Origin of the sequence: Bacillus sp. FSL E2-8900, assembly GCF_037966225.1 — a bacterium.
Lineage (GTDB): Bacteria > Bacillota > Bacilli > Bacillales > Bacillaceae_G > Bacillus_A > Bacillus_A cereus.
Genome location: NZ_CP150193.1, coordinates 4,652,667 through 4,677,564 on the forward strand (window position 1 = coordinate 4,652,667; position 24,898 = coordinate 4,677,564).

The following is a 24,898-nucleotide window of genomic DNA, read 5'->3' on the forward strand; positions in this document are numbered from 1 at the left end:
AGGTCTTTTTCTATATTTCACTTTACCGCTCCATATAGCTTCCCTACCTCATGCTCAATTTGTTTTACATCGATTCGCTCAAATAGTGGCTGCACGCTATCAATTCTACTTGGCAACGTATTTTGCGGTTCCCAATTTCGTTTAATAATCGACAATGTGCTTCTAACTCTTTCACTTAAAAATGGTAAAAACGGTTCAAGGAGATTTGCAAAATTAGCGATAAGATACACACAGTTATAAATCGTTTCTTCACACGAAACTGGATCATCTTCTCTTTGTTTCCAAGGCTGCTTTTCATCAAAATATTTATTTGCAAAACGTACTGCATCAAATATTGTTTCTAACGCCACCTTAAATTTAGTTTGCTCAATCGCCTCTCCTACATGTTTATATAATCCTTCTACTTTATCTTTCAGCTCTACCTCAATACTTCCCTTCGGCACGATACCACCATAATATTTTTCAATAAACTTTAATGTCCGGTTCACAAAGTTCCCGTATGCACCTAACAATTCACTATTATGACTGTAAATAAATTCCCGCCATGAAAAATCAGTATCGCGATTTTCTGGTGCGTTGACGGTTAAAAAGTAACGAATAGAATCTGGATCATAGCGTTCTAATATGTCAGGTACCCATACTGCCCAGTTTTTACTTGTAGATAATTTTCTTTTTTCAACTGTTAAATATTCATTCGAAACGATATGACGCGGGATTGCTTCTTCCCCTATTCCAAGTAATACCGCTGGCCAAATGACGGAGTGAAATGGAATATTATCCTTGCCGTGTACATAATATGTTTGCGCATCGCTATTCCAAAACTCTTGATCATCTTTTCCTGTTTCTTCAGCCCAATGTTTACTCGCTGAATAATATCCTGCCACTGCTTCAATCCATACGTAAATTTTTTTATCTTCATACCCTTTCACTGGAATTGATACCCCGATTGGTAAATCTCTTGATACAGCCCTATCTTGTAACCCTTCCTTTACGTATCTTTCCGTTAATTGAATTGCATTATCACGCCATGTTCCTTTTTCTTTTGCGATTTCTACAACTTTTTTAATTTGCTCCTGAAATGTATGCAATGCAAAATAGAAATGCTCTGTTTCCTCTACAGATGGCGTACTACCACATAACTTACATTTCTTTTCTAACAAATCAAGAGGATCTAAAATAGCAGAACAAGCATCGCATTGATCTCCTCTTGCTGCTTCATGGCAATATGGACATATTCCTTCAACATAACGATCCGGTAAAAACTGCGTACACGTTTCACAATACGCTTGTTCCACTGTTTTTTTATAAATATAGCCTTCTTCTAATAAACGTAAAAAAACTTTTTGAACAGTTTCATGATGATGCTCGCTATCGGTACGTGTATAGCAATCATACGTAAAACCGAGATCACGAAAACATCGCTGAAATTCTTCATGATACTTATTAGCAATTTCTTTTGCTGTCACACCTTCTTGTTTTGCTCTAATTGCAATCGGTGTTCCATTGCAGTCACTCCCTGAAACATACAGCACATTCTCACCTTTTGCCCTGTAATAACGCGCTAAAATATCTCCAGGTAATAAACTCGCAATATGGCCAAGGTGTAACGAACCATTTGCATACGGCCAAGCGCCTCCAATAAAAATACTCATCTTATATTCCTCCTTTAAAATATAAAAAGCCCCGCCCCTATCTTAAAAAAGATAAGGGCGGGGCTGTATAAACAGTCGCGGTACCACCTTATTTCGCCAATCACTCACATAATTAGCCTTAACAAGTACGGAGCTCTATGCTCTTATACTGTGGTTTTGATAACGAGTACCAACTCTCGTCGCCGCCTACTATTATCATTTGATAAGTTCAGGACGAAGCTCAAAGGCCATTGTTCAAATGAATATTCTTGCTTCTTCTCAGCTACCGAAGCTCTCTGGAAAGAATGTGTTCATCCTACTTTTCCTTTTCAACGCTTTTACGTATAACAAGTATTTTACGACTTAATCACAGAAAAATCAAACTTTTATCCAGAACGAAAAGGAAATCCCATCCTCCCGCCGAATACCTATACGTTCACAAAAGGAGTGATAACATTGAACCAAAAACAACTAAGCATTATAAATGAAAAAAGCTGGAATACAGCTGCTTATGAAGCTTGGACGAATCGCCATGGGGCACCAGCTGATTATGCGAAAAAAATCATGGAAGATCCCACACGCGAAGTAGCACATTATTTACCTTACATACAATCTCCAAAAGGAAAATGTATTATTAATTTACTCGGCTCAAAAGGAAATAAAGCTGTTGCTCTCGCCCTTTTAGGCTCTGACGTAACAGTTGTTGATATTTCAGCAAGTAATGCAAAATATGCAAATGAACTTGCTGCCGCCGCAGACGTCTCTATTCATTACATCGTTTCTGATGTACTAGATGTAAATCTCTCCAAATCATTTGATATCGTATTACTGGAGCTTGGTGTACTTCATTACTTTCTAGATTTAAAACCACTTTTCAAAAAAATTTCTCAACTACTAAAGCCAGGTGGGATACTTATCCTTCGCGATTACCATCCAATATACACAAAGCTATTAGGAGTAGACCATCCATCATTTCGAGCAAGTGGAAATTATTTCGATGAAGAATTAATTGAAGATGATGTTGCTTATAGCATCCTTCTTACAGAAGCACAGAAAGAATCGCTACCTAAAACAACCATCCGTCGCTGGACGCTAGGAGAAATCATTACAACACTTGCGGAAGAACGTTTTAAAATTGAAAAACTAGTTGAAGAACATGGATCTCATCAAAGATGGGTCTTCCCTTCTACTGCACCAGAAGGAATCGAAGAACGTATCCCTGGTCTATATACAATAATTGCGACAGCATGCAAAAAAGGATCCCTTCACGGATAGGATCCTTTTTGCATGCTCACGCATATAAGTTGAGGTTGGAGATTACCATAATTCTGTAGAATAGGACACAAGATATTTCAACATTTCGTCTCTGACTTACGTCGTCAAAAAGGGGTATGACCAACATAACGAAGAGTAATGTTTTTAGTTGATACTGATAATCGTTATCAACTAATTAGAAGTATACATGATGTCATTTCAAATTTCAATAGCATTTCTAATATTTATTTATGAATTTTATGATATGCAAATGTATACATTTTAAGAACTTTTTCTAATATCAATCTGACTCCTTCCATTATCTGCTATAATTTTCATTGAACAGATTAATAACTTCATAATAATGTTTTTATTAATTTTGTTTTAAATATCTATAAATCATAATAAACAGTTTAAATGAGGGTAGGGGTAACGATGAAATATGTTAGTATTCGAAAAAAACTACTGTTCACACTCTTAAGCATTTCTTCTTTATTTAGCATTGCTCTTATTGTTATTCTTTCATTCGCCATGAATCAAGCAAGTGAAATCAAAACGTTAAAAAATGATGTATCAAAAAGAGCGACGATTTTAAAAGAACGTGGCGATTGGTTCCAAGCACAAGTTGCTGGTTTACAAGAATATTTGCTATCACATGATCAAAAAGGATTAGATAAGTTCAATCGAGAAGGGAAAAAATTAGCTGATACTAGAGAGAAAGTAACAAGTGACAAGAAGCTCCCAGAAGGAATGAAAGAAGCTATTTTAATGGGGGGAAAATGGCGTAGCGTCATAGATAATGAGGTACTACCTCTTGCGCGTGAAGGAAAATGGGACGAAGCATCCAAAATTGCTTTAGCACAAACAGATTATGTAAATGATCTTTTAGGTCGTTTTAATAAATATACAAATGAAGAGAATGAGAAACGTGACGCATTAATTGCTGATGTCGAGTCTTCTTCATCACTTATTCAATATATTATTTTCTTCTCACTCATTACATGTACATTAACGTCTATTTTATTAGCATGGTGGTTCTCTGGTAAACTCGTTAAACCAATTCGACAAATTGATGAGAAGTTAAAAGAATTAGCTTCTCAAGATGGAGATTTAACGGCTAGATTACACGTAACGAGTAAAGATGAAATTGGTGACATTGCAAATTCCTTTAATCAAATGATCACTAACTTACAGCATATAATAAAACAAGTTCAACAAACATCAACAAGTGTAAAAGAAGCTTCCGAAAATGTATTTATCGAAACAACCGCTTCTATGGAAAATACCGCAAGGACCCAAGAAACTATGAATGCTCTTGAACACAATATTCGTTCACAAGTTTCTAGCATTGAAGAAAGTTCAACCGCAATGGATGACATGGCAACGAGTGTTCAGCGTATCGCTGAGTCCGCGTCTTCTGTTACTAGTTTAGCTGTCACAACTTCAGAAAAAGCAGATAATGGGAATAAAGTCATTGAGAAATCTATTACACAAATGCATACAATTAACGAAGCCGTTAACGCTACATCACAAGTAGTTGAGCGACTCATTACACATACAAATCATATCGATACTGCACTTCAATCTATTTCGAATATCGCCGAGCAAACAAATTTACTCGCTTTAAATGCTTCTATTGAAGCAGCTCGTGCTGGTGAACACGGCAAAGGATTCGCTGTTGTTGCCGATGAAGTTAGAAAACTTGCTGAACAATCTCAACTAGCCGCAACTGACATTAACCATTTACTGCATCAAATTCAAGCTGATACAAAAATAGCAAATGACATGATGACACAAGGTCAAGCAGAGGCTTCTGAAGGAATTACGGTTATTCGTACCGCCGGATCTTCATTCTCAGAAATTGTTAACCACATTAACAAAGTCTCTACGCAAATGCAAGAAATGTCTGCAACTGCTGAAGAGATGGCTGCAAGCTCTGAAGAAATGAATGCAGCTTTAAATAATATCGCTTCTATTTCAAACGAAGTTGCTGCAGAAACATCACAAACAGCACATTCGGCTGGTGATCAAGTAAACAAAATGAGTATCGTGGCTAACAAATCATCTGAAATGAAAACAATTGTACAAGAACTTGAAGTTCTCGTTTCTCATTTCAAAACAAACGCTTAAAGTGAAAATGACACGAACTCAAAGGTATAGGAAAGCAAGTTTTACAGTCTCTCTTTTTTCACTTTAAAATATCTCTTTCTATCTCTCATTCCGTCTGCTATAATTCCTAAAGGAAATAAGAAAGCTTTATTCCAACTGGAGTAAAGCTTTCTTTCAATTTTTTTACATTTATTAATTCTAATACTAAGATTTCACAAAGGAGGCTTTTTATCATATGAATTTTGTAAGTATCAGAAAAAAACTTATGTTCATGATGGGAACGATTTGCGCTTTATTCGGTATCGCCTTAGCATTTATTTTATTTTTTGCTATTGACCAATCTCGTAAAGCTGAAACATTACAAAAAGAAATTTCTCCACTGGCAACAGAATTAAAAGAGCGTGGAGACGCTTATCAAGTACAGCTCTCTGCTCTAAGAGGTTATTTACTACAACATGATCAAGTCGAATTAGACAAGTTTAATGAGATGAGTAAACGTCTTGAGGATTCAAAAGATAAACTTCTTTCTAATCCAAATGCTTCTTCGTCCGTAAAAAGCACAATGGAATTAGGGTCTACTTGGAGAAAGTTCGTTGAGGAAAAAGTATTCACTCTTGCAAAAGAACAAAAATGGGAAGAAGCTTTACAAGTAGCTTCTTCAGAAAACGGAACGGTCTATAAAGTAATTGGTGACTTCACAAATTACAGTAATGAACAAGCTAAATTACGTGAACAATCTATTGAACAAATTGATCAATCTTCACTAGGAATTGAATATGCAGTCTTTCTATCACTTGTTATTTGTATTGTCGTTGCAATTATTCTTGCATGGTGGTTCTCTGGTAAACTGGTGAAACCAATTCAACAAATTGACACGAAACTAAAAGAATTGGCCTCTCAAGAAGGTGACTTAACGGCACGTCTACAAGTAAATAGCAATGATGAAATAGGTGCTATCGCAACATCATTTAATAAAATGTTAGAAAACCTACAACATATTATTAATCGTGTTCAAAAAACATCAGTGGAAGTACAAACTGCTTCTGAAAATATGCTAGAAAAAACGAATACATCACGTGAGGCGACATTAAGAGTCCAAAGCTCGATGTCCAACTTAAATGCAAGTATTCAATCACAAACTTCTAGTATGGAAGAAAGTTCAACTGCAATGGATGATATGGCAGTAAGTGTTCAGCGCATTGCTGAATCTGCTTCATCTGTAGCGGAACTTGCTGTTGCCACATCTGAACATGCTAGCGATGGAAGTACCGTTATCCAAAAATCTGTTTCACAAATGACAACAATACACGAAGCTGTAAATGCTACGTCAGAAGTGGTTGAACGTCTAATCACTCATACGAAATATATTGATACTGCTGTACAATCTATTTCTAATATTGCTGAGCAAACAAACTTACTTGCTTTAAATGCTTCTATTGAGGCAGCTCGTGCTGGTGAGCAAGGAAAAGGATTTGCTGTCGTAGCTGACGAAGTTCGAAAGCTTGCTGAACAATCTAAAACAGCTGCAACAGACATTAATCAATTACTACATCAAATTCAAAATGATACAGAAACTGCTAGCTCTATGATGTCTCAAGGCCGTTCTGAAGCATTTGAAGGTATCAATGTTATTCGTGAAGCTGGTACTTCTTTCACAACAATTGTGGAACAAGTAAATAAAGTATCTACTCAAATGCAAGATATATCAGCAACTGCTGAAGAAATGGCTGCAAGTGCTGAAGAAATGAATGCTTCACTTAATAACATCGCTTCTATCTCTACTGAAGTATCGAGCGAAACTGCCGCAACGGCACAATCTGCTGAACAGAAAGTTATTGTTATGAATGAAATGACAGTAACTGCTAGAAAAATGAAACAAACAGTTGAAGAGTTAGATCAACTCGTATCTCATTTTAAAACAGAATAGATGTTCAAAAAATATCCCTTCTTTGAAAGAGGGATATTTTTTTGAGCTCATTTCCTGCACATTATGCTCATTTCCGTTATAATGAGAATCGATATCATTAAAGTGTAGGAGGGGCTGCTTATGTCACAAGAAGCATTTGAAAATAAATTACTTGCCAATTTAGAGGCTGTTATTGACCCTGAACTAGGTGTTGATATCGTTAATCTTGGATTAGTTTATGATGTTACAGCAGATGAAAATAATAATGCTGTCATTACGATGACTATGACTTCTATCGGTTGTCCAATGGCTGGGCAAATCGTATCAGACGTTAAAAAAGTATTATCAACAAACGTACCTGAAGTTAATGAAATAGAAGTAAATGTCGTTTGGAATCCACCGTGGTCGAAAGAACGTATGTCACGTATGGCGAAAATCGCATTAGGTATTCGCGACTAAATAAAGTGGAAATTTCATCATTTGCGGATAGCGGGATAAAGAAAAGACCTGACTAGGATGTCAGGTCTTTTCTCTTATTATTTTACACCTACTGCATCATAAGCTTTCGTTACAGCTTGTACAGCTTTAGAGTTTTTACCATATAAATCTTCAGCTGACTGAAGAGCAGCTTGACGCATCATTTTGAAGTCAGAGTTTGCAGTTAAATATTTCGTAAGAGCACGGTAGTAAATTTTTTCTGTCGCTTCACGGCCCACTCCAGTTACTTTCACGCCGTAATGATCTCCGCCTTCAGATACTAAATATGCAGCTTTATTGTTAATACTGCTGTTAATATGAACACCACCATTATCAGCTGTTCCAGTATAACGTTTACTATAGTGATCTGGGTAACCTTCACTTGGTTTTAATGGATTTGGAATAGACGCTGGATCTTTAAGAGAGCGAAGTGCATCACCAGGTTTATCAGGTGTATAAATATCAGCACCTAAATCCCAGCTCTTCTTCTCAACCATAACACCCATAATATCAGATAACGATTCATTTAACGCCCCTGACTCATTTTTGTAAACAAGGTTTGCTGTATGTTCAGTTACAGCATGCGTTAATTCGTGACCGATAACATCAAGTCCAGCAGATAATGGAATGAACGTTTTTCCATCGCCATCACCGTACATCATTTGCACACCATTCCAAGCTGCGTTATTCCAGCTCTCCCCTACGTGAACAGTTGAAATAAGCTTCGCACCTTTATCATCGAAAGAGTTACGATTAAATGTCTTTTTGTAGTAATCATATACTTTTCCTGCATTTACATGCGCATCAACTGCAGCTTTATCTTCGAAGAACTTAGATTTACTTTCAACTTCTTCTCCTGTATATCCAAGCCATTGTGAGAATAAATTAAACCAGTTCTCGTCCATATTTTCTGCATCAAATGTATGAACACCTTGTCCTCGTTTACCATCAAACAAGTTGAATTGTCCTGTTTTCGTATCTTGAGCAATTTCAAATGATTGTCTAGCACCTAATACTCCGTAACCAAATCCAGTAATGTTATCTACAGCGTTATATTTCTCAATAACATTTCCATTCGTTGCATCAACAAAATAATGCCAATATCCTGGAGCTGGTTTTGAAATCGATGCCTTAACTAAGTATGCAAGGTAGTAATTACCGTCCTTTTCATATACAAATAAATCTTTTTTCACACCGTCATAACTCTTTACTTTACCAATTTCTTTCTCAATATCTGCCTTTGCAATTGTTTCTGCTTGTTCCGCAGTAATGCTTGCAGCTGCAGGAATATTTTTATCATCTAAATTCGGAATAACTTGTCCGAAGAATGCTTTTACATTATTCTCTTTATCAAGTGTAACAGTTTGATCAGAACCGTACACAGGAATGTTATTATGTTTCTCAACTAGCTTCACATGTGTCGTATCAGATTCAGCGTCTTTTTCTTCCCCAACGATATTAAAATGCTTTTCAATATTTCCTGCTAATTTAAACATATCTTTCTTACTCTCTAAGTATTGAAAGACCGTCTCTTTTTTATCTAGTCCTTCCGGTGCTTTCCATTCTTCACCTATGTATGCAGGTGTTTTAAATTCTTGATGATATTGAATTTTTTGTTCTTCCGCTTTCGTTGTCGTTGCCCCAAACGCTCCAAATCCCCCGGCGATAACAGTTAACGCTAATGCTGATGAAATGACTTGCTTTTTCACTATAACATTCCCCATTCCCATAAAGATTTTTGACACTTTTATACAATTCTTATTTTTTCACCCGATACCTCTACCAAAAATTTGAGAAACATTTTTCAGATAATTCCAATCAAAAAAAGAGGACATCTATCGGATGTCCTCTTTTTTATAAACCTTTTATTGTTTTTTTAATTCAATTGCTAAATAGTGTGATTGCTCTTTCGCTTGAATGTGAATATCTTCTTCTACAGATTCTGCTGCATCCCGCATAACAAACGTTTCACCATTTATTACACTGCTTCCTTCAATTTGTACAAGGTACAATTGACGGCCTTCTTTCACTGGAAAATGAATTTCTTTTCCAGCCTCTAATGATAAAGAATATAAATTCGCATCTTGGTGAATTTGAATTGGTGCATTTCCTTCTACTGAAGATACCATATGGAACCATTCATCTTCACGCTTGCTCCAATCAAATTTAAACTCACCATAGTTTGGTTTATGATCTGCGCGGTCTGGTAAAATCCAAATTTGTAATAAACGCAGCGTTTCATCGCCTAAATTATGCTCGCTATGAAATACACCCGTGCCAGCACTCATATATTGAACATGTCCACGCTCAATCGTTCCACGATTTCCCATGCTGTCTTCATGTGTTAAAGCACCATCCACAACGTAAGAAATAATCTCCATATCACGGTGCGGATGCATATCAAAACCAGTTTGCGCCGCTACTAGATCATCATTAATAACACGTAACGCTCCGAAGTTCATGTTATTTGGATTGTAGTAATTGGCAAAAGAAAAATGAAAATGTGTATTTAACCAACCATGATTTGCTCTGCCCATATTTTTATGATCAACTTTTCTAAACATATCCTTCACCTCATACTATCTCGAATTCGAGATTTATTTTAAAATTTTTTCTTACTGTAACTTTTTTAATAGTGTTAATAACTGCTTTTGTTCCTCTATATTTAAATTATGAAACTTCTCTGCTTGGAACGTTTCTTGAGGTGGGACGATTTCCTCATATAAAGCTCTTCCCTTTTCTGTTAAAGAAATATATTTCGTAGTACCCTCTTGTTCACGCAAAATCCACTCAAGCTGCTCCATTTTATTTAAAAGCTGCGTTACATTTCCTTTCGTAACAAATAGCTTATTCCCAAGTTCTTGCTGCGTTAAACGATTATGTCCTCCAACTTGAGCTAACACATCAAACTGGGCGGCAGATATATTCCATTTTTTCAAATGCTGATTCGTCTCACGAATACTCTTATTATAAAAGCGTGACAAACGAAACCATAATAGTAGCCCTAGTCTATCTTCTGTTTTCATTTCATCACCTCGCTCGTTTCATATCATTAGTTTAGAACTAAACTTAATAAAAGTCAAATACTTATTTTTAATAAGCATAAAAAGCACAGCGCTATTTCTCCACTATGCTTTACATTAACTTTCTACTCTTATATTCATCTAATTTCCTCTCCGCGAACTTCCTCGCATCTTTTTCAATCCACCGCTCTTCGTACCGTTCACTTCCCACATACAATATATCTCTCTTATGCTGCATCGCATGGCGGAATTCATGCAGTAGCGTTTTGAGAACTTGCTCATACTCTTCCCACATACAAACGAAAATTAATTGCTTTTCTTTATGATAAAAACCACCTACTGGGAATAGGAACTCTTCTTCCTCTTCCCCTAATGATAGAAGTACATCATTTGCATCGCACGTATCACAAAAAATAACGGGCGTTTTACATACTTCAATAAGAGAACACAAATCCTCTCTCAGCTTTTTGACATCCCAAGGAAGCTCCGAATCCAACACATACCAATTCTCTACCTGTTGATATACATTTTGAAACTGGAGTTCCATTTTTCTTTATTCCCCTTTCCAAACTCCCTTTTTCTATATGTATGCCACAATATGGTAAATATTAAACGTATTCTTTCATCCTTGAAAAAATGCCAATAAAGAAGGGATCTATGTCGACATAAATCCCTTTTTTCATAAATATCTTGTACTTTGATTTTAAAAAATTCAGCTCTTCTTCATATCCCACTTAAAGATTTTATTTAAGAATTTATATACATTCTTCGACTCTTTTGTCAAAAGTGGGCCTAAAATGGATAGTATAAGCACGTATAGTGCTGAGAATGGTTTCAGTACTGACATTAAACCACCGGCGATACCGATATTAGCCATAATGATGGAGAACTCTCCTCTTGAAACGATTGTTAATCCGATATTTGTTGATGCTTTATGAGATAATCCAGCTTGTCTTCCTGCAATCATTCCTGCTACAAAGTTACCGATTATCGTAAGAAGGACAGCACCTAACGTTAACCATATCGCTCCGCCTAATGAGAACGGATCAATACTTAACCCGAAGCTGAAGAAAAAAATAGCTCCGAAAAAGTCTCTAAATGGAACAACAAGATGTTCAATTCGGTCACTATGCTCTGTCTCAGAGAAAACTAATCCTAGAAGAAGTGCTCCAATTGCTTCTGCAACGTGAATTGTTTCTGAAAAACCAGCAATGAAGAATAATGAAGCAAATACTACAATAATAAAGATTTCATCTGAGCTAATATTGAGCAATTTATTTAATAGCGGCGTAGCCTTTCTAGCTACTATAAAGAATAGAAGCATATATCCTAAAGCAATTCCAATTGAAGTAAGGGCACCTAAGAAGGAAGCGTGATCTCCAAGTACTAAACCAGAAACAACTGATAAATATACAGCAAGGAATATATCTTCAAACATAATAATTCCTAAAATTAATTCGGTTTCATTATTACCAGTTCTTCTTAAGTCCACTAACACTTTAGCAACGATAGCGCTAGAAGAAATCGTAATAATACCCGCAATAATTAAGATTTCTAGTAATGGGAATCCCATTATAAATCCGTATAACAAACCAAGTGAAAAGTTAATTAAAATATAAATCGTTCCGCCAATCGCAATAGAGCGTCCAGATTTAATTAGTTTTTTCATTGAAAATTCTAATCCTAGATAGAATAGAAGGAATAGAACCCCAATCCGTCCAAGGAAGGAAATTACACTTGCACTTTCAATAAATTTGAGATCGATAACACCTATTGTCGGTGCATGCGGTCCTACTAACATTCCAAGAACGATTAGAAAAGGAATTACTGAGAATTTAAATTTTCCAGCAATTACTGCTGCAATTGCCACTAAAACTAAAGCTGTACCAACTTCAAAAATTAACGTATCCATCTAATCAGTCCCCCCTATTTGAAAGTAATTCATTAATGATTTTTTTAATTTCTTCTCTCTCACCTGAAACTACAAGCATATCTCCTTCTTCAATTACTGTTTCTGGTCCTGGATTAAATAGCTTCTTCATGTTCTTCTTCATAACCGCGATTATTGTTACGCTATATGTTTTTCTTATTTCAAGATCGCCAATTGTTTTTCCGATTGCTGGAGCTGTATTCTCCACTTTGAACCACTCAATCGCTAAACCTTCAAAAACCATCTCAACATTTTCTAACGCCCTAGGCTTATATACCATTCCACCTAATATTGCAGCGATTTGTCTCGCCTCTGAGTCACGTAGTGAAATACTTGAGATGCTTTCTTCATGATCTGAATCAAAATGATACATTTCTCTACGACCATCATCATGAATGACAATTACCATCTTTTCGTTACCTTTCGTAACGATTTGAAACTTATAACCAATACCTGGAAGTTCACTTTCTCTAATATTCATTTTTAGCTCCTCCATAACTTATTTATTTTAATTTTCTGTTTTTCTGCCTTTTATTCATCCAATCAACTTTAGAAATTCTAACCACTCAGGATATTTGTGATTTGGAAATCTTTTATTGTAATAATAAGTGGACCCTAAAAAGATACTTAAAGATGTAATGATAAAAAATATATTACTTCTCATTTTCAAACTCTCAAGGCTTACTTTCCATAAAGAATCTTCTTTCAAATTATCCCCACCTTCTCGCTTTAAATTTAGTTTTTTAAAATGTAAATAATTCTAAAAATATTACGATGTAACATAATCATAACACAAAAATGACTTAAGTAACATAATTTTTTAGAAAAATTGATTCTCGTATATTTTTTGCATATAATTTTCTTATTACGAAAAAAAGGAAGTGTATTATATGGTTGATATCTTTAGCAGATTCCTTGAGGTAACGAATAATATTTTATGGTCATATATTCTTATTGCAATGCTAATCGGCTTCGGTCTTTACTTCTCTTTTAAATTAAAATTTGTCCAAATTACTCATTTCAGTGAGATGGTCAGCTTAATTAGTAAAGGGTTTAATCGAAAAGAAAAAAAGAAAGATAGCATCTCACCATTCCAAGCATTTTGCTTAAGTGCAGCAGCACGTATCGGTATCGGAAACTTAGCTGGTGTAGCATTAGCAATTTCAATGGGTGGACCTGGCGCAATATTTTGGATGTGGTTTATCGCAATTATCGGAGCAGCTACTAGTTTTGTAGAATGTACACTTGCGCAAATTTATAAAGTAAAAGATGGAAGTAGGTTCCGTGGTGGACCAGCATATTACATGGAAAAAGGGTTAAACAAACGCTGGATGGGCGTCTGGTTTTCACTTCTTATTACAGTTGCGTACGGATTAATTTTCAATTCAGTGCAAGCAAATACAGTAACAATAGCGTTTGAAAATGCTTTTGGACTAGAGCGAACAATCGTAGGAGCTCTATTAGCCTTATTAGTTGCAGTTATTATTTTTGGTGGCATTAAGAGCATTTCACGTATTACAGAAATGATTGTTCCGCCAATGGCAATCGTTTATATCGGCGTGGCTATTTTTGTCGTTATTAACAACTTCAGTATGTTACCAAGCATTTTCATGGAAATCTTTAACGGTGCATTCGGTTTAGACCAAGCTATAGCTGGTGGTATTGGAGCAGCAATCAAGTTCGGAATTCAGCGCGGTTTATTCGCTACAGAAGCGGGAATGGGTAGTTCTCCTAATGCAGCCGCAACATCTGATGTATCTCACCCTGTAAAACAAGGGCTTGTTCAAGCGTTAGGCGTTTTCGTAGATACATTCTTAGTATGTACATCAACAGCATTTATCGTATTATGTTCTGGGCTTTACAAAGGATCAAATTTAGAAGGTATCGAATTAACACAAAATGCATTAAGTTCACAAATTGGACCGTGGGCAAGCACTTTCTTAGCGATTATTATTTTCCTATTCGCTTTCAGTTCACTTCTAGGAAACTACTATTATGGTGAAACAAATATCGCATTCATTAAAGAAAGCAAAACATGGCTAATGATTTATCGCGTTGCAGTTGTCGGAATGGTATTCTTCGGATCAATCGCTGCTCTTAAAACAGTTTGGAGTTTAGCTGATTTATTCATGGGACTAATGGTATTCACAAACTTAATTGCCATCTCATTCCTTAGCAAATTTGCTTACGCTGCATTAGTAGACTATTTGAAGCAAAAGAAACAAGGAAAAGATCCTGTCTTCGTTGCAAACTCTATCCCTGGCTTAAAGAATACAGAGTGCTGGGATGGGCAGGATGTAGAAGAAAAACAAAAAGCCGTTTAATAAATAAAAGCGGAAGTGGCTCGTTCAGAACAGGAGGGTGTTGGAACTCCTTCATTTGAGGCGCTTTTTGCCTCAAATGAAGGAGTGAAACAACCGACTGGTCTAGTCACCGGAGCTGGATATTAATTAAAAGCGGAGGTGACTTGCTCAGAACAGGAGGGCATTGGAGCTCCTGACGAAGAGGCGTTCTTTGCCTCACAGGAAGGCGCGAAATGACCGACTGGTCTAGTCACCGGAGCTGGATATCACTAAAAGCACAAGCGGCTCGTTTAGAACAAGAGCCATATCTCAAACAAAGGCCCTATTACTTCACCGTAATAGGGCCTTTTATTTACAAGAGTTCATAATTTGTTCAAATTAATTCCAGCAAAAGGGTTGATTTATAGAGATTACTAGATTATAATGATTATAAATTAGTAATTGATATCACATAACAACTCAAAAGGAGATTGATCATAATGAACAAACAAGTAATCGAAGTATTAAACAAACAAGTAGCAGACTGGAGCGTTTTATTCACAAAACTTCACAACTTCCATTGGTACGTAAAAGGACCTCAATTCTTCACATTACACGAGAAATTCGAAGAACTTTACACAGAATCAGCTACTCACATCGATGAAATTGCAGAACGTATTTTAGCAATTGGCGGCAAACCAGTAGCAACAATGAAAGAATACTTAGAACTATCTTCTATTCAAGAAGCAGCATACGGAGAAACTGCAGAAGGGATGGTCGAAGCAATCATGAAAGACTACGAAATGATGCTAGTCGAACTGAAAAAAGGCATGGAAATCGCTCAAGACTCTGACGATGAAATGACATCTGACCTACTACTAGGCATCTACACAGAACTAGAAAAACACGCTTGGATGCTACGTGCGTTCTTGAATCAATAATAATTAAAAGCGGAAGCGGCTCGTTTAGAGTCGCTTTTTTATGTAATGGTCGCACTTAACGGTACACGAAATTATATCAACGATTTTTCAAATATATCGATCATAACTCGCAATATATCAACGATTTTTTCATTATATCGATCATTACCCGCAATATATTAACGATTTTTTCATTATATCGATTTGCCGACAAATCACGACAATATCAGCGCCCCTCTCCCCTACTTTTATCAATATATTACAATCTCATCTATGTTAAAATATAGGAAACACCCTTTAGCTTTTCCAAATTCATCATTTACTACTTAAATGACGGGAGTGGTTCAGTTGAAAGACTACTTAATTAGAGCATTTTTTGCGTTAATAACAGTTGGGATTCTCTTACTTATAGCTAATATTTTCAATATACGTGTCGAGGTTAAGGACTATGCTTTCCTCGTTGTCGTAGCAATTGGTGGCGGCTGGGGTGGCTGGTACCTGTATAAAAAACAAAGCAATCAAAATGATAAAGGCATTCCAAAGTAATATGGAATGCCTCTTTTATTGCCTTCTGTAATAAATAATGAAATTCAGACCGCTAATACAACCAATCGCAATAAACATACAAAACGATTGTGGATCTCCACCTAGATTATAATCATCAACGATAAATCCGGACATAAACAACGTTATTGCGGAAACACCGATACACAATACCGAGATAAACCAAAGCGAAAATTCATTAATCAACTCTTTCTTCTGTCTCAAAACAATTAGCATAACAAGAATAGATGCTGCTAAAATACTTTTAAAAACCGGACGTAAATATACGAATTCCTCCATCTATTTCTCCTTTCCCAAAAACATTACATCTAAACATTAACATATTTAACCAAATTAAAAACACATGCCGTCTTACATTAAAACGACATGTGTTTCCGTATTTGCTATGATAGTTGCTTCCACTTCGTTCCCAAAACAGGACGCTCATAATTTTGGATTGCATGAATTAGTTTATCTGCTGTCTCAGCTGAAACGATCAATTCTTTATTCGATGAATTCATAAATCCTTCTTCCGCTGCACGTTCAACCATTTGCAAAATTGGTCCGTAAAAACCTTTTATGTTTAATAAACCAACCGGCTTATTATGTATACCAATTTGTGACCAACATACAACTTCAAATAGTTCTTCAAACGTTCCGTATCCGCCTGGAAGCGCGATAAAAGCATCCGCAAGCTCTGCCATTTTCGCTTTACGTTCGTGCATTGTTTCTACTTCAATTAATTCTGTTAATCCTGTATGTACAATTTCTCCTCGAAATAGACCGCGCGGCATAACACCTGTTACACGTCCACCTAAACGAAGAACTTCGTTTGCTACTTCTCCCATTAATCCGACACATGAACCACCGTATACGAGCTCATAGTCGTTCTCAACAAACATTTTACCTAACTGAATTGCCTGCTCTTTGAATTCTGGTCTCTCCCCTAAATTAGAACCTGCAAACACACAAATCTTTCTCATTCCTACACCCCGAAACTATATATTGTTATGATACAATGAACATTGTACAACATATTGAGGAGATGAGGAAGAAATGGATATCGTTGCATTTCAAAGATGGGTTGAGGAATTTTACGAAAAACGAAGCTGGTCACAGTATAATGCCTTTATTCGCTTAAATTTCTTAACCGAGGAAGTTGGGGAAGTTTCACGAGTCGTTCGTGCTATTGAAATTGGCCGCGATCGCCCTGATGAAGAGGCGAAAACAGAAGAAGAGCTAAAACAAGAACTAAAAGAAGAACTTGGCGATGTACTATCTAACCTTATTATTCTTTCGCAAAAATATGATTTAGACTTACAAGACATTATGGACGCACACGTCACAAAGCTTTCGAAAAGGTTCGAAGTATCTAAATGAGAACATTATCAATTATGGTATAATATTCTTGTCACAATACCAAGGGGGATTTTATGTTATCAAAAAAATTGCACGACGCATTAAATGAACAAATGAACTTTGAATTTTATTCTGCCCATGCTTATATGGCAATGGCTGCTTACTGTACAGCTGAGAGCTATGATGGATTCGCTAACTTTTTCCTTGTACAAGCTGAAGAAGAACGTTTCCACGCAATGAAGCTTTACAACTATATTAATGACCGCGGAGAGCGCGCTATTATTACTGGATTTGATAATCCGAATAACGAATACGAATCTGTATTAAACGCTTTTGAAGTCGCACTTGAGCACGAGCGTGAAGTAACGAAACGTATTTATAACTTATCTGATATCGCTTGGGACGAGCGTGAACATGCAACAATTACATTCTTAAAATGGTTCGTTGACGAACAAGTTGAAGAAGAAGCTTCATTCGATAGCATCATTCAAAAATTAAAACGTATTACAAGCGATTCAAACGCACTGTTTATGCTAGATGCTGAATTAGAGAAACGTACATTTACGCCTCCAGCTGAATAATACTTTTAATCACCTTAATGAATGGATTAAGGTGATTTTTTAATTTGTTCTTTTCTAAGCTCAATAACCTTAGCCATATCCTTCTTATAAAGCCCTGCAACCTTTTCAACAAAATCACTATGAGTAAAAGTACCCTCTCCCTCTTCTACTATGTTTAAGTACCCATGTGTAAATTTCAAAAATGCTCTAGCATCTTCTCCAGTTAAATGATTAATGTTATCTATAACCTCATCAAGTTCCTTTAAAATACCCTGTTCTTTCAACCTAATTCCTCCTCTCTATATTATTTATCATACAAAAACAAAAAAGTCGTTCATCCCTCTAAGCGAGAGATAAACGACTTCTTTATTATTTATTAAAGCATAACCCCAACGATAATCGCTGATAATATACTTACTAACGTTGCACCGTATACAAGTTTTAAACCGAATGATGATACAACGTTTGCTTGTTTGCCATCGATACTCTTCGTTGCACCTGCGATAATTCCGATAGATGAGAAGTTCGCAAATGATACAAGGAAGATAGATAAAATACCTACTGTACGAGCTGATAAATCACCAGCTACTTTACCAAGATCAAGCATTGCAACGAATTCGTTCGTTACTAATTTTGTTGCCATAATTTGTCCTGCTTGTAGCATCTCTGATGTTGGAATACCCATTACAAATGCTAATGGTGAGAAGATGTATCCTAAAATGCTTTGGAATGTGATTCCGAAAATTGAATCAAATACACCGTTAATTGCTGTAATTAATGCTACGAAACCGATTAACATCGCCGCTACTGTTACAGCGATTGAAAAACCAAGCATAATATATTCGCCTAACATTTCAAAGAATGTTTGTTTCTTGTCTTCTTGTAATTCTAAAATATCGTCTTCTTCTTTTACTTCATATGGATTAATGATATGAACGATAATGAATCCACTGAATAAGTTTAATACAAGTGCTGTTACTACATATTTTGGATCAATCATTTTCATATAAGAACCGACGATTGACATCGATACTGTAGACATTGAAGATGCACAAAGTGTGTATAAACGATTTTTCGGTAATTTGCTTAGTTGATCTTTTACTGTAATGAATACTTCCCCTTGACCAACGATTGCAGCTGCTACCGCATTATATGATTCTAGTTTTCCTAAACCGTTAACTTTACTTAATAGGAAACCGACTGCACGAATGATAATCGGTAAAACTTTAATATGTTGCAGGATCCCGATTAATACTGCTAAGAAAATAATCGGTAATAATACTGTTAAGAAGAATGGTGCTTGTCCATCGTTTGCTAGACCACCAAATACGAAATTAACCCCAGCTTCCGCAAATTTTAAAATAGCGCCAAATCCATCTGCGATCCCTTTTACTAATACGAATCCGACCTTTGTATTTAGTAAGAAATACGCAAGTACCAATTGAATGACAAGCATAAGTGCAATTGGTTTATATTTAATTTTCTTACGATCTGAACTAATAAGGAAACCTAGTACAAACACTACAAGTAAACCGACTAGAAACATTACGAACTTCATATGTGAATCCTCCACTTCTCCCACGAGTTATTGGTCGTATAACGTATAACGAATGACGTCTGACCATTGTTGTTAAAAAAATTTAAAACCCCTAGAACTATTCAACTGTCATCTAAAATCAGTAAGCGTTTACATAAATTGCAATTTATAAAAGGTAGCTTCTTCTCTCCTACCATACTTGAAAGTCTGAAATTGATACCACCTACAAATCAAATTGTAAGCGTTATCTAGATGAAATGCAATATAAATTTTAAAAGATTTTTATATGTTAATATATTCCTAATTAATTGGTTTTTTCATGTAAATTTACCATAAAAATAGCCCTAGCTATGAGCTAGGACCATCCTTTTTACCCCGATTGGTGAGGGCTAATAATGAGCGGGAATAAAGCCCCCACTGATTAAAGTTTCACTTTATAACATAACACCAACGATAATCGCTGATAGAATACTTACTAATGTCGCACCGTACACAAGGCGTAGACCGAATGATGATACAACATTTGATTGATTTTCATCGATACCTTTCGTTGCACCTGCGATAATTCCGATAGATGAGAAGTTCGCAAATGATACAAGGAATACAGAAAGAATACCAACTGTACGAGCCGATAAATCACCAGCTACTTTTCCAAGATCAAGCATCGCAACAAACTCGTTTGATACTAATTTTGTTGCCATAATTTGTCCCGCTGTTACCATCTCAGCTTGCGGGATTCCCATTACGAATGCTAATGGTGAGAAAATATATCCTAAAATAGCTTGGAATGTAATACCGAACATGGAATCAAACAAGCTATTGATTGCTGTAATTAATGCTACGAAACCGAGTAACATAGCTGCTACTGTAATCGCAATCGTGAAACCAAGCATAATGTACTCGCTCAGCATTTCAAAGAATGATTGTTTTTTCTTATTTTCTAATTTCAGTGTATCTTCTTCTTCTGTAATATCATACGGGTTAATAATATGAATAATAATGAAACCACTAAATAAATTTAATACAAGTGCTGTTACTACATATTTTGGTTCGATCATTTTCATGTAAGAACCGACAATTGACATCGATACTGTCGACATAGAAGATGCACATAATGTATATAAACGATGTTTTGGGATTTTACTTAATTGATCTTTTACTGTAATAAATACTTCTGCTTGTCCAACAATAGCAGCTGCTACTGCGTTATATGATTCTAGTTTTCCTAGACCATTCACTTTACTTAACAACGTACCAATAGCACGAATAAATATCGGTAAAATTTTAAAGTGTTGCAGAATTCCGATTAAAACCGCAAAGAATACGATTGGTAATAACGCTGTTAAGAAAAATGAAACCTCTCCTTTATTAACAAGACCACCAAATACGAAAACGATTCCAGCTTCCGCATATCCAAGAAGTGCGCCAAATCCATCTGAAATTCCTTTTACTAAAATATAACCAACTTGCGTATTTAATAAGAAATAAGATAATGCTAGCTGAATAATAAGCATAATTGCGATTGGTTTATACTTAATCTTCTTTCGATCGGCACTTATAAGAAAACCGAGTACAAATACAACGAGTAATCCTACAAGGAACATAACAAACTTCATTAATAAAATCCTCCATTTAACTCTTCATTAACGTTGAACGTCTGACCATTCAAAACAAGAAATAATCCGAACTTTCCATTTCTCCTCCAAAATCTTCAATCGGATAGAAAAGATCATAAAACCTCTTATTTCAAAGGCATTTTCCATTCTAACATAAATCACAACTCATATCCGCACTTTTCTTAAAAAAATACATTTTATTATGAACCATTCATGAATGTTCGTCTTTTTCATTATAAAGCGAAACTTTAATGAGCAGGAGTTTCACTTCACACAAATAGCTGAACCAACAAAAAATGAGCATCAAGTTTCACTTGATGCTCACCTCATTATACTGCTTTTTCTTTATCAGCTACCGCTGGCTTATCCCAACACTCTGTATTGTTCAAACCTGGAATAGACTCCACATAAAAGACTGGATCTTTCCCTTGTTTCTTTTGCTTAATATAATCTGATAACGCTGCGAAAGCGTACTTAGAAAGGAATACAATTGCTACTAAGTTAATAACAGCCATAATTCCCATAAATAAATCTGCTAAATCCCAAACGATTTGAATTGTCGCTACAGACCCTAGCATAACCATACCAAGTACAGCAATGCGGTATGCATTTAATAGCACTTTACTTCCATTTAAGAATTCAATATTTGTTTCACCATAGTAGTAGTTACCTACTAATGAACTGAACGCAAACAAGAAGATCGCAACTGCTACAAATATAGAAGCCCATGGACCGATATGTTGACTTAACGCCTGCTGCGTTAATTGAATTCCATTTAAATCAGCTGCATTATGCACATCTGATAAAAGAATAATAAATGCTGTACAACTACAAATTAATAATGTATCAGTAAATACCCCTAAAGTTTGAATGAAACCTTGTTTAACTGGGTGCGTTACGTTTGCAGTCGCTGCTGCGTTCGGCGCACTACCCATACCTGCTTCATTTGAGAATAACCCACGTTTTACCCCTAATAAAATCGCAGCTCCTAATCCTCCGCCTACTACTTCTTTAATTCCGAAAGCATGTAAGAAAATTTCTTTAAATACATATGGAATTGCCGTAATGTTTGTTACAACAACGAATAATGCCACTGCTACATAAATAATTGCCATTACTGGAACTATCATTTCAACCGCGCGAGCAATTCGTTTTACTCCGCCGAAAATAATAACCGCAAGTAAACCAGCCATAACAAGACCTACTAATCTGCTATCTGTTTTAAATGCACCATCAAAGGCAGCTGCTACAGTATTAGACTGTACAGCGTTAAAAATCAATCCGAAACTTACTGTTATTAGAACAGAGAACACAACACCTAACCAGCGTTTATTTAAACCCTTTTCCATATAATACGCTGGGCCCCCACGGAATGCATTCCCATCTTTTACTTTATAAATTTGCGCTAATGTGCTCTCTACAAATGCAGAAGCACCCCCAATTACCGCAATTAACCACATCCAAAATACTGCTCCTGGACCACCTGCTGAAATCGCAATAGCTACACCAGCTAAGTTACCAGTACCTACACGAGAAGCTGTACTCATACAAAACGCTTGGAATGATGATACGCCGCTCTTCTCTTTTTGCGCTTTCCTCGTTTTCGAGCTTGCTCCATCCCCAAGCAAACGAATCATTTCACCGAAGTAACGAACTTGGACAAATTTCACACGAAATGAAAAATAGAGCCCTAACCCAATTAACATCGCAATAATGACATATGACCAAAGGATATTATTTACATCCCCAATTACCCTAGCTAAAAAATCCATATTTGTATTGCCCCCTCTTCCTAACAATAAGAAAATTATATTCTAAAAACTTTAAGTAATCAAGAACTTTATGTAAGGTTTTATGACATCAGTATGTTAACTATCTTAACATACGTGTTTTTTTTCATAAAAATATAGCTATTACATGCATTTATCCAATACTCAATCACTTATCCTCTTCAACCAGTCATACTTTTAAAACAGCACGTTCCCCAAAAATAACGAGAGGAACAAATAAAAAAAGTTATATTAATAACTACCTCTCACCCTTTTCATCATTTACTATAACAAAAAAGGCGAGCATCGAATTCAACTCGATGCTCGCCTTTTCATTTACACTGCTTTTTCTTTATCTGTTACCGCTGACTTATCCCAACACTCTGTATTCGTTAAACCAGGAATAGAATCTGCACTGAAGACTGGATCTTTCCCTTGTTTCTTTTGCCTTACATAGTCTGCTAATGCTGCATACGCAAATCGGCCAAGAAGTGTAATCGCAATTAAGTTCGTGATTACCATTAGACCCATAAATAAGTCTGCCATATTCCATACAACTTGAAGCGTCGCAACAGAACCGAATAATACCATTCCAACTACCGCAATACGGTAAATTGTTAACCACGTTTTGCTTTGCTTAATGAATTCAATATTTGTTTCACCATAATAGTAGTTTCCTAGAAGTGAACTAAATGCAAATAAGAAAATAATAATCGCTAAGAAACTGCTCGCCCATGGGCCAATTTGTGAACTTAATGCATTTTGTGTTAATTCAATACCTTCTAAATTCGTTGCTTTATACGCACCAGAACATAGTACGATAAATGCTGTTGATGTACATACTAAGAATGTATCTACTAATACTCCAATCGTTTGAATAAAACCTTGTTTTGCTGGATGCGTTACATCAGCTGTTGCTGCCGCGTTCGGCGCACTACCCATACCTGCTTCGTTCGCAAATAATCCGCGCTGGATACCATATTTCATCGCAGCACCGATACCACCACCTACAGCTGAATCTAAACCGAATGCACCTTTAAAGATTTCCGTAAACACATCTGGTATTAAATAGAAGTTTTTAATGACAACAAAAATAGCTACTGCAATATAAATAAGTGCCATTGGCGGAACAATCATTTCCGACATACGTGCAATACTTTTTACACCACCAAAAATAATAACCCCAACTAATGCAGCTAATACAATACCAACAATATAACGCTCTAAGCCAAATGCATTTTCAAACGCTAATGTTACTGTATTTGCTTGTACTGAGTTGAAAATTAAACCGTAACTAATTGTAATCAGAATAGAGAACCAAATCCCCATCCAACGTTTATTTAAACCTTTTTCCATATAATAAGCAGGACCACCACGGAAGCCACTGCCATCTTTTATTTTATAAATTTGCGCAAGCGTACTTTCTACGAAACTTGAAGACGCACCGATAATCGCAATAACCCACATCCAAAATACAGCCCCAGGTCCTCCCATAGAAATAGCTAACGCTACACCAGCTAAGTTCCCGATACCAATACGAGCTGCAGAACTCATACAAAATGCTTGGAACGATGATACGCTGCCCTTTTTACGTGTCTTGCCAGTTAGTCCATCACTCATTAAACGAATCATTTCCCCTAAATGAGTAAGTTGTACGAATTTTAATTTAATAGAAAAATAAAGCCCTAAACCAATTAACATTGCAATAAGAATATATGACCAAAGAATCGTATTTGTTGATGAAATAAATTGCTCTAAAATATTCATACAATTAACCCCTCCTTTTCTCCATAAAACGAATTATATTTAAAAAACATTCAAAAATCAACATTTTTCGACAATTTGCAATTTCCAAATATTAGCCAGGTTCACAGTAACAATATCTTTATGACTGACTACCCTCCCTCTAACTGTGCATACTAAAACAAAAAATAAATTCACAAACAACCCTATTGACAAAAATACCAACCTGTAACTATAAT

23 protein-coding genes and 1 other annotated feature are annotated in these 24,898 nt (G+C 35.9%); of the genes, 9 read left to right on the forward strand and 14 right to left on the reverse strand.

Going from position 1 to position 24,898, the window contains the following annotated elements; translation table 11 throughout:
- Positions 1–17 precede the first annotated feature (17 nt).
- A complete protein-coding gene (gene metG, locus NST90_RS23980; protein WP_283748275.1) occupies positions 18–1,652 on the reverse strand; it encodes a methionine--tRNA ligase in 1,635 nt (544 codons plus the stop codon).
- A gap of 50 nt (positions 1,653–1,702) precedes the next feature.
- Positions 1,703–1,973, reverse strand: a binding site (T-box leader).
- A 114-nt stretch (positions 1,974–2,087) separates the two neighbouring features.
- Between metG and NST90_RS23985 the strand changes: the two genes are divergently transcribed.
- The 4 genes from NST90_RS23985 (at position 2,088) to NST90_RS24000 (ending at position 7,359) form a co-directional block, all read left to right on the forward strand.
- On the forward strand, positions 2,088–2,906 hold the full coding sequence (locus tag NST90_RS23985; RefSeq protein ID WP_001072220.1) for a class I SAM-dependent methyltransferase: 819 nt from the start codon (positions 2,088–2,090) through the stop codon (positions 2,904–2,906).
- Positions 2,907–3,320: 414 nt separating this feature from the next.
- The gene (locus tag NST90_RS23990; protein ID WP_283748276.1) at positions 3,321–5,015 is read left to right on the forward strand and encodes a methyl-accepting chemotaxis protein; all 1,695 of its coding nucleotides are present in this window, start codon (positions 3,321–3,323) and stop codon (positions 5,013–5,015) included.
- A gap of 214 nt (positions 5,016–5,229) precedes the next feature.
- Entirely contained in the window at positions 5,230–6,921 is a 1,692-nt protein-coding gene (locus NST90_RS23995) for a methyl-accepting chemotaxis protein (protein ID WP_069604070.1), read from the forward strand.
- 120 nt (positions 6,922–7,041) lie between these two features.
- Entirely contained in the window at positions 7,042–7,359 is a 318-nt protein-coding gene (locus tag NST90_RS24000) for a metal-sulfur cluster assembly factor (protein ID WP_000076422.1), read from the forward strand.
- A 77-nt stretch (positions 7,360–7,436) separates the two neighbouring features.
- On the opposite strand, the gene nprB is transcribed toward NST90_RS24000, so the two are convergent.
- From nprB to NST90_RS24030, 6 genes are all read right to left on the reverse strand, one after another.
- The gene (gene nprB / locus NST90_RS24005; protein ID WP_000745123.1) at positions 7,437–9,086 is read right to left on the reverse strand and encodes a neutral protease NprB; all 1,650 of its coding nucleotides are present in this window, start codon (positions 9,084–9,086) and stop codon (positions 7,437–7,439) included.
- 156 nt (positions 9,087–9,242) lie between these two features.
- On the reverse strand, positions 9,243–9,941 hold the full coding sequence (locus tag NST90_RS24010) for a pirin family protein (protein WP_000488927.1): 699 nt from the start codon (positions 9,939–9,941) through the stop codon (positions 9,243–9,245).
- A 51-nt stretch (positions 9,942–9,992) separates the two neighbouring features.
- Entirely contained in the window at positions 9,993–10,403 is a 411-nt protein-coding gene (locus NST90_RS24015; protein ID WP_000845467.1) for a MarR family transcriptional regulator, read from the reverse strand.
- A 109-nt stretch (positions 10,404–10,512) separates the two neighbouring features.
- A complete protein-coding gene (locus NST90_RS24020) occupies positions 10,513–10,947 on the reverse strand; it encodes a DUF3920 family protein (RefSeq protein ID WP_000422797.1) in 435 nt (144 codons plus the stop codon).
- 165 nt (positions 10,948–11,112) lie between these two features.
- Complete coding sequence (locus NST90_RS24025; RefSeq protein ID WP_000380222.1) at positions 11,113–12,312, reverse strand: cation:proton antiporter; 1,200 nt, start codon at positions 12,310–12,312, stop codon at positions 11,113–11,115.
- A gap of 4 nt (positions 12,313–12,316) precedes the next feature.
- Positions 12,317–12,811, reverse strand: a complete 495-nt coding sequence (locus NST90_RS24030) for a cation:proton antiporter regulatory subunit (protein ID WP_001026075.1) — start codon at positions 12,809–12,811, stop codon at positions 12,317–12,319.
- Between the two features lie 409 nt (positions 12,812–13,220).
- Here NST90_RS24030 and NST90_RS24035 point away from each other — a divergent pair, with 409 nt between their 5' ends.
- From NST90_RS24035 to NST90_RS24045, 3 genes are all read left to right on the forward strand, one after another.
- Positions 13,221–14,654 carry an alanine/glycine:cation symporter family protein gene (locus NST90_RS24035; RefSeq protein WP_000227591.1) on the forward strand — a complete coding sequence of 478 codons (1,434 nt, stop codon included), beginning with the start codon at positions 13,221–13,223 and terminating at the stop codon, positions 14,652–14,654.
- A gap of 458 nt (positions 14,655–15,112) precedes the next feature.
- On the forward strand, positions 15,113–15,553 hold the full coding sequence (locus tag NST90_RS24040) for a Dps family protein (protein WP_001041895.1): 441 nt from the start codon (positions 15,113–15,115) through the stop codon (positions 15,551–15,553).
- Positions 15,554–15,880: 327 nt separating this feature from the next.
- Positions 15,881–16,078 (forward strand): hypothetical protein, encoded by a 198-nt coding sequence (locus NST90_RS24045; RefSeq protein ID WP_000656312.1) that lies wholly within the window; start codon positions 15,881–15,883, stop codon positions 16,076–16,078.
- A 15-nt stretch (positions 16,079–16,093) separates the two neighbouring features.
- Here NST90_RS24045 and NST90_RS24050 read toward each other — a convergent pair whose 3' ends face one another.
- Positions 16,094–16,375 carry a hypothetical protein gene (locus NST90_RS24050; protein WP_000390909.1) on the reverse strand — a complete coding sequence of 94 codons (282 nt, stop codon included), beginning with the start codon at positions 16,373–16,375 and terminating at the stop codon, positions 16,094–16,096.
- A 104-nt stretch (positions 16,376–16,479) separates the two neighbouring features.
- Positions 16,480–17,043, reverse strand: a complete 564-nt coding sequence (locus NST90_RS24055; protein ID WP_025709826.1) for a TIGR00730 family Rossman fold protein — start codon at positions 17,041–17,043, stop codon at positions 16,480–16,482.
- An 88-nt stretch (positions 17,044–17,131) separates the two neighbouring features.
- Between NST90_RS24055 and NST90_RS24060 the strand changes: the two genes are divergently transcribed.
- Entirely contained in the window at positions 17,132–17,455 is a 324-nt protein-coding gene (locus NST90_RS24060) for a MazG-like family protein (protein WP_000355758.1), read from the forward strand.
- Between the two features lie 53 nt (positions 17,456–17,508).
- Positions 17,509–18,015: a ferritin gene (locus NST90_RS24065; RefSeq protein ID WP_000949403.1), complete on the forward strand. Its 507-nt coding sequence runs from the start codon at positions 17,509–17,511 to the stop codon at positions 18,013–18,015.
- 26 nt (positions 18,016–18,041) lie between these two features.
- Here the strand turns inward: NST90_RS24065 and NST90_RS24070 are convergent, their stop codons facing one another.
- From NST90_RS24070 to NST90_RS24090, 5 genes are all read right to left on the reverse strand, one after another.
- Positions 18,042–18,278, reverse strand: a complete 237-nt coding sequence (locus tag NST90_RS24070) for a hypothetical protein (protein ID WP_000662911.1) — start codon at positions 18,276–18,278, stop codon at positions 18,042–18,044.
- A 92-nt stretch (positions 18,279–18,370) separates the two neighbouring features.
- Positions 18,371–19,552 (reverse strand): nucleoside transporter C-terminal domain-containing protein, encoded by a 1,182-nt coding sequence (locus tag NST90_RS24075; protein WP_000673874.1) that lies wholly within the window; start codon positions 19,550–19,552, stop codon positions 18,371–18,373.
- Between the two features lie 413 nt (positions 19,553–19,965).
- Entirely contained in the window at positions 19,966–21,147 is a 1,182-nt protein-coding gene (locus tag NST90_RS24080; protein ID WP_000673839.1) for a nucleoside transporter C-terminal domain-containing protein, read from the reverse strand.
- Positions 21,148–21,476: 329 nt separating this feature from the next.
- Entirely contained in the window at positions 21,477–22,919 is a 1,443-nt protein-coding gene (locus NST90_RS24085; RefSeq protein ID WP_044306636.1) for an alanine/glycine:cation symporter family protein, read from the reverse strand.
- Between the two features lie 333 nt (positions 22,920–23,252).
- Positions 23,253–24,683 carry an alanine/glycine:cation symporter family protein gene (locus tag NST90_RS24090; RefSeq protein WP_016123726.1) on the reverse strand — a complete coding sequence of 477 codons (1,431 nt, stop codon included), beginning with the start codon at positions 24,681–24,683 and terminating at the stop codon, positions 23,253–23,255.
- Positions 24,684–24,898: the final 215 nt, after the last annotated feature.

Coding starts and splice junctions, on each gene's coding strand:
- metG (WP_283748275.1), bottom strand. CDS start 1,652: ATGAGTATTTTTATTGGAGGCGCTTGGCCGTATGCAAATGGTTCGTTA.
- NST90_RS24065 (WP_000949403.1), top strand. CDS start 17,509: ATGTTATCAAAAAAATTGCACGACGCATTAAATGAACAAATGAACTTT.
- NST90_RS24015 (WP_000845467.1), bottom strand. CDS start 10,403: ATGAAAACAGAAGATAGACTAGGGCTACTATTATGGTTTCGTTTGTCA.
- NST90_RS24090 (WP_016123726.1), bottom strand. CDS start 24,683: ATGAATATTTTAGAGCAATTTATTTCATCAACAAATACGATTCTTTGG.
- NST90_RS24080 (WP_000673839.1), bottom strand. CDS start 21,147: ATGAAGTTTGTTATGTTCCTTGTAGGATTACTCGTTGTATTTGTACTC.
- NST90_RS24040 (WP_001041895.1), top strand. CDS start 15,113: ATGAACAAACAAGTAATCGAAGTATTAAACAAACAAGTAGCAGACTGG.
- NST90_RS23990 (WP_283748276.1), top strand. CDS start 3,321: ATGAAATATGTTAGTATTCGAAAAAAACTACTGTTCACACTCTTAAGC.
- NST90_RS24035 (WP_000227591.1), top strand. CDS start 13,221: ATGGTTGATATCTTTAGCAGATTCCTTGAGGTAACGAATAATATTTTA.
- NST90_RS24000 (WP_000076422.1), top strand. CDS start 7,042: ATGTCACAAGAAGCATTTGAAAATAAATTACTTGCCAATTTAGAGGCT.
- NST90_RS24060 (WP_000355758.1), top strand. CDS start 17,132: ATGGATATCGTTGCATTTCAAAGATGGGTTGAGGAATTTTACGAAAAA.
- NST90_RS23995 (WP_069604070.1), top strand. CDS start 5,230: ATGAATTTTGTAAGTATCAGAAAAAAACTTATGTTCATGATGGGAACG.
- NST90_RS24020 (WP_000422797.1), bottom strand. CDS start 10,947: ATGGAACTCCAGTTTCAAAATGTATATCAACAGGTAGAGAATTGGTAT.
- NST90_RS24025 (WP_000380222.1), bottom strand. CDS start 12,312: ATGGATACGTTAATTTTTGAAGTTGGTACAGCTTTAGTTTTAGTGGCA.
- NST90_RS24010 (WP_000488927.1), bottom strand. CDS start 9,941: ATGTTTAGAAAAGTTGATCATAAAAATATGGGCAGAGCAAATCATGGT.
- NST90_RS24050 (WP_000390909.1), bottom strand. CDS start 16,375: ATGGAGGAATTCGTATATTTACGTCCGGTTTTTAAAAGTATTTTAGCA.
- NST90_RS24085 (WP_044306636.1), bottom strand. CDS start 22,919: ATGGATTTTTTAGCTAGGGTAATTGGGGATGTAAATAATATCCTTTGG.
- NST90_RS24030 (WP_001026075.1), bottom strand. CDS start 12,811: ATGAATATTAGAGAAAGTGAACTTCCAGGTATTGGTTATAAGTTTCAA.
- NST90_RS24075 (WP_000673874.1), bottom strand. CDS start 19,552: ATGAAGTTCGTAATGTTTCTAGTCGGTTTACTTGTAGTGTTTGTACTA.